At 40.8% G+C, this 4,979-nt stretch carries 7 protein-coding genes; 4 read left to right on the forward strand and 3 right to left on the reverse strand.

Translation table 11 applies throughout. The annotated features are described in order from the left end of the window. The 4 genes from ribA to AC1DSB_RS14340 form a co-directional block, all read left to right on the forward strand. A partial coding sequence (ribA, locus tag AC1DSB_RS14325; protein WP_477586950.1) for a GTP cyclohydrolase II occupies window positions 1-889 on the forward strand: 889 nt, incomplete at its 5' end. A gap of 12 nt (window positions 890-901) precedes the next feature. Further along, on the forward strand, window positions 902-1,369 hold the full coding sequence (gene ribH, locus AC1DSB_RS14330) for a 6,7-dimethyl-8-ribityllumazine synthase (RefSeq protein WP_016429646.1): 468 nt from the start codon (window positions 902-904) through the stop codon (window positions 1,367-1,369). A 75-nt stretch (window positions 1,370-1,444) separates the two neighbouring features. After that, a complete protein-coding gene (locus AC1DSB_RS14335; RefSeq protein ID WP_477530903.1) occupies window positions 1,445-1,975 on the forward strand; it encodes a histidine phosphatase family protein in 531 nt (176 codons plus the stop codon). Between the two features lie 209 nt (window positions 1,976-2,184). After that, window positions 2,185-3,345, forward strand: coding sequence for a class I SAM-dependent methyltransferase (locus tag AC1DSB_RS14340; protein ID WP_477530902.1), 1,161 nt, complete (start codon window positions 2,185-2,187; stop codon window positions 3,343-3,345). 46 nt (window positions 3,346-3,391) lie between these two features. Here the strand turns inward: AC1DSB_RS14340 and AC1DSB_RS14345 are convergent, their stop codons facing one another. The 3 genes from AC1DSB_RS14345 to AC1DSB_RS14355 form a co-directional block, all read right to left on the reverse strand. Continuing rightward, a complete protein-coding gene (locus tag AC1DSB_RS14345) occupies window positions 3,392-3,844 on the reverse strand; it encodes a DUF4362 domain-containing protein (RefSeq protein ID WP_477530901.1) in 453 nt (150 codons plus the stop codon). A 91-nt stretch (window positions 3,845-3,935) separates the two neighbouring features. Continuing rightward, the gene (locus tag AC1DSB_RS14350) at window positions 3,936-4,589 is read right to left on the reverse strand and encodes a Dph6-related ATP pyrophosphatase (RefSeq protein ID WP_477530900.1); all 654 of its coding nucleotides are present in this window, start codon (window positions 4,587-4,589) and stop codon (window positions 3,936-3,938) included. 3 nt (window positions 4,590-4,592) lie between these two features. After that, the coding region (locus AC1DSB_RS14355; protein ID WP_477586951.1) for a P-loop NTPase family protein at window positions 4,593-4,979 on the reverse strand (387 nt) is incomplete at its 5' end.

Raw genomic sequence — 4,979 nt, forward strand, 5'->3', positions numbered from 1 at the left:
CTCTCACACTATTCTGCAAATGATAAACAATCAATCGACTGCAACCGATTTTAAACGACCAGGTCACGTCTTTCCCTTGATTGCGAAAAAAGGTGGCGTCCTTAAGCGTGCCGGACATACAGAAGCAGCAGTTGATTTAGCCTTGCTTGCAGGGTCAGCGCCTGCGGGTGTGATTTGTGAAATTATGAATGAAGATGGCACAATGGCCAGACTCGATGACTTAGTTATCATAGGAAAACGATTAAATATCGGCATTTTAACGATCGCTGAGTTGATTGCTTACAAACAAAAGCATGAAAAGCTGATTACCCGCGAAGTTGAAACTATTTTGCCAACTGAGTACGGTGATTTCCAGGTGTTTGGGTATACCGAAACATTGACAGGTAAAGAGCATATTGCCCTTGTAAAAGGCCCGGTCTCTGAAGATACACCCATTTTGACCCGTGTACACTCTGAATGTTTGACGGGGGATGTCTTCGCTTCTCGCAAATGTGATTGCGGATCACAACTCCATGCCTCACTCAAACAAATTGAAGCAGCAGGCTCCGGCATATTGTTATATATGAGACAAGAAGGCCGTGGCATCGGATTAATCAACAAATTAAAAGCATATGCACTGCAGGACGAAGGATTGGATACTGTCGAAGCCAATCAAAAACTTGGTTTTGCAGATGATTTAAGGGAGTACGGAATTGGCGCACAAATTTTACGTGACCTTGGCGTTCGTAAAATGAAGCTCATGACAAACAATCCTAGAAAAATTTCGGGAATAGATGGATACGGCTTGGAAGTAACCGAGCGTGTGGCAATCGAGATCCCATCTCATACAGACAATGAAGGCTATATGAAAACCAAAAAATCAAAACTCGGGCATTTTCTGAGTTTATAGAGGAGCTTATATATGACAACACATTTAGAAGGATATTTAGTTGGGTCCGATTTAAAAATTGGCATCGTCGTTGGACGTTTCAATGAATTTATTACGAGTAAACTATTGGGGGGCGCTGAAGACGCACTGAAGCGTCATGGTGTGGATGAAGCAAATGTGACGATTGCCTGGGTTCCCGGTGCTTTTGAAATTCCACTGATCGCAAAACAAATGGCGGCTTCTAAAAAATACGATGCCGTCATCACGCTTGGTACTGTGATACGTGGCTCTACCCCACACTTCGATTTTGTTTGCAACGAAGCAGCTAAAGGAGTTGCCAACGCTGGATATCAACACAATATTCCTGTCATCTTCGGTGTTCTAACGACAGATACAATCGAACAGGCAATTGAACGCGCTGGAACGAAAGCCGGAAATAAAGGTTGGGAATCTGCAACAGCCGCTATCGAAATGGCAAATTTGATGAAAAAATTAAGTTAATCRATGACCTCGAAGCTCTTTGCTTCGGGGTTTTATTGTATAATTTTACAAATGATTAAAAGGGGTGCTCACGAAATGAAGACGCTATACCTCGTTCGACATTGTTCTGCAACCGGACAAGCTGCTGAAGCCGAATTATCCCATACTGGATTTGAACAAGCTCAAAAGTTGGCTGCATTTTTTAGTGGAATTTCGATTGATAATATCATTTCAAGTCCATTTATAAGGGCTCAACATTCAATTGAACCGACAGCCAAAGCAAAAGATCTACCGCTTACAATTGATGCTCGCTTGGCAGAACGTACGTTAAGCACGTCTGATTTACCTAATTGGCTCGAGCTTTTAGAGAAGACATTTCTTGACCTCGATTTGAAGCTGGTGGGTGGCGAATCCAGTCGAGAGGCTACCACTCGTGCTATTGAAGTCATTGAAGAGGCGCAAAACAATACCGTACTCGTTACACATGGTAATTTAATGAGTCTCATTTTGAAACACTTTGATGATTCCATTGGTTTTGAGGAGTGGAAATCACTTCGTAATCCAGATGTATATACTCTTATCATTGATAATAATAAGAGTAGCATTAAGCAATTATGGAAAGATTGATGAAGCCCCTCCTGTTCACTTCAAGTGGATGGGAGAGGCTTTCCTTTTTGCGGATTTTTGGTTTTTGTCCATTCGATTTGTAATTCCGGCCATTCATCATCACAATGAAGAGTTCACTCAATTATCTCCCCTTTTCCCGAATGGAAGAAAAGTAATCCTGACGAATGTGATAAACTATCGTTAATAAACATGAAGAGAAGGCGGTCTGTATGGAATATCAACAAATGCTCGATCAATTAAGTGATTTGATTCATCAAAAACAGCTGATTGCTGCGACGATCAGCCAACCCCGTGCCAAATCCGAAGAAGTAAAACGAGTGAAGCTCAAGCCACTTGAATTAAAGGGCATTTATCATATTCAGTTTGAATACCAGTATGAACGTGTATTAAAGCATGAAAACCTAGAACTTGATGCAGCAAATGAAAAGTTGCATGCCTTACTCCAGCAATACAGACAAGTGCAAGCTGATTTTCAGGAAGAAAAAGTGCATATTCAGCTTTCCAAAAAGTTTAAAGTATTGTGGAAGTCGGAACGGATTGCTTCGAAAAAAGTGGTCAACCTTTCTCATAACCGAAAGAAAAATTATTTACTGGACGAAGATACATCCTACCCGTTTTTGGTACGTCTAGGTGTTCAGACGCCTGATGGCAAAGTCAAAAAGCAAAAGCATGATAAGTTCCGACAAATCAATCGTTTTGTCGAATTTATCGACGATGCACTGGACTACCTTCCGAAAGATCGACCGGTACGGATTTTAGATTTTGGTTCTGGGAAATCCTATTTAACTTTTGCTCTGTATCACTATTTAAGAATTGAAAAAGGTCTCGACATTCGTGTTACCGGTCTGGATTTGAAAAAGGAAGTAATTGAAGATTGTCAGCAAATCGCGGATGATTTGAACTATGATCACCTTGAATTCCTTGTTGGGGATATCAATGACTATAATGAGGAAACATCGGTGGATATGGTAGTAACACTTCATGCTTGTGATGTGGCAACGGATATGGCGCTTGCCCGTGCTGTAAAATGGGGTGCAAAAGTGATTCTGAGTGTGCCATGTTGTCAGCATGAGCTGAACACTCAACTGAACAGCACCGCTCTAGAAGTTATGCTTCAGCATGGACTTGTGAAAGAACGGTTTGCCGCTCTAGCTACAGATTCGATTCGGGCGGAGTTGCTGAAACTTGTCGGCTACGATGCGCAATTACTCGAATTTATCGATATGGAAAATACACCTAAAAACATTCTGATTCGCGCTTATTTCAATGGAAATAAATCGACATCAGAGGAACAGAAAAAATACCGTGCATTTGTAGATTTTCTGCAAGCAAAACCATTTCTTGAGAATGAACTGAAAGATTATCTATAAATCGACTTACAAAAAGGCATTGTTTTAAAAAACAATGCCTTTTTCTTTATTTCCAAATAACCAGAACTAATGGTCCGTTAGATTGATTTGTACAGCCACTTAAATAATAATCTGTTCTTTCTGCTTTATCTTCCGCTTCTAATGATTCGCAACTAATGCTGTTAATACTCCCCGATCCGAAATGATCCCTTGTCGTATCTTCTGTTGAATGGATTACCTTTCCGTCGTAAAGTAGTTCATGAATCATTGGGTCACCTTCTTCGGTATAAGTGACAATTCGAATTTCGTCACTTTCCCCATGATCGATATTGTCCTTAAAGGTTTGGAACGTCTCTAGATTTGTAATGTCTCCATGTTTATTGACAATATCCTCTGGTGAAGGTTGATAATCTTCCTGAACAGAACCACTTACATAAGTGATTTTGGGAGTCACCTGATTTTGCTGACAACCTGAAATGAAAAATATACAAATTAATATGGCTACATAGTATTTTTTCATGGTCATCCCCCATTGAATGTTAGTACTTTACATTATAACAAGGAAATCAGATTATGTATAAAATTACCAATAAATTAACCTTTGCACAATACTACAATTCAACACTCAAGAAAACATATCCTTCGTTTTCTCTTACTTCGCCAAACTTAACTGGTACACGTGATGAAAAAATCGGACCATCAATGACGACCGTATGGAACTCCCCGTTTTCTCCACACGAATCGATTCCCAGTGCTTCTAATTCATCCATCAGCTCTCTCGTGAATGTGCGGCCAATGTAGTCCCTTGGCATCATCTTTGTGTTTATTACGACAATAACCGCTTCAAATCCAACCTCCAAAAGTTCCTCCAGTATCGAACGTCTCTGTTCTTGCCATAATGGATGAATAGGAATGATATCTGATTTTGCACATGTTTTTTGTACCCATTCCAAATGTCCTTCAAGATCGATATCACCAAAGACGCCGTGAGTAATGCCCACTGAGCGACACTCGTCCATGGCATCGATAAACTTCATTTCATAGTCTTCCCATCCTGCGCCACGAATCATTAATGGCACGTTCAGGCGATCTGCCTGAGCCTTTATTACCTTTAATGGCAGAGCATGTGACTTCGAGATTTCTTCATCTTCCTGAAACATGGTCAGTAATCTCTTGGGGATCATCCCTGATTGGATTGCGCGGTAATAGGCCATAGCTGAATCCTTGCCGCCACTCCATGATGCAACAAACGGTTTGTTTTCCATTGTTTAAACTCCTAACTCTCTTCCATCGCGAATCTCCACTGCCTTTTCAGGGGCGTTGTTTATGATTCCTCGAACTTGTTTTTTAAAGATGGTTTCATAGTGATACGTCCACTTGAACATACGACCATACATTCTCCAAGTAGGTTTATAACTAGCATTTTCAGTGCCTCTTTTTTGTCTGTAGAACCTCCGTGAAATCCGATACAGACGAACCGAAAGACGAGGATGCAGGAAAATAATTTGGTCCGCTTCCTCGAATGTCTTCATTGACCAACCAAGGTGTGTACCTTCGATAATCCAGGTTGGCTGGCTAATGATATCAGCTAATTGGGAATCCCGTTTTTCCTCAGAATTGCGAATATCTCCTCCAGCACATCTCGACCATACCAC

The sequence above is a fragment of the Paenisporosarcina sp. P4_E4_2 genome (assembly GCF_056401595.1).

What these genes read in the sequence shown, in the direction of transcription:
- AC1DSB_RS14335 (WP_477530903.1), top strand. Translation starts at nt 1,445, where the DNA reads ATGAAGACGCTATACCTCGTTCGACATTGTTCTGCAACCGGACAAGCT.
- AC1DSB_RS14340 (WP_477530902.1), top strand. Translation starts at nt 2,185, where the DNA reads ATGGAATATCAACAAATGCTCGATCAATTAAGTGATTTGATTCATCAA.
- AC1DSB_RS14350 (WP_477530900.1), bottom strand. Translation starts at nt 4,589, where the DNA reads ATGGAAAACAAACCGTTTGTTGCATCATGGAGTGGCGGCAAGGATTCA.
- AC1DSB_RS14345 (WP_477530901.1), bottom strand. Translation starts at nt 3,844, where the DNA reads ATGAAAAAATACTATGTAGCCATATTAATTTGTATATTTTTCATTTCA.
- ribH (WP_016429646.1), top strand. Translation starts at nt 902, where the DNA reads ATGACAACACATTTAGAAGGATATTTAGTTGGGTCCGATTTAAAAATT.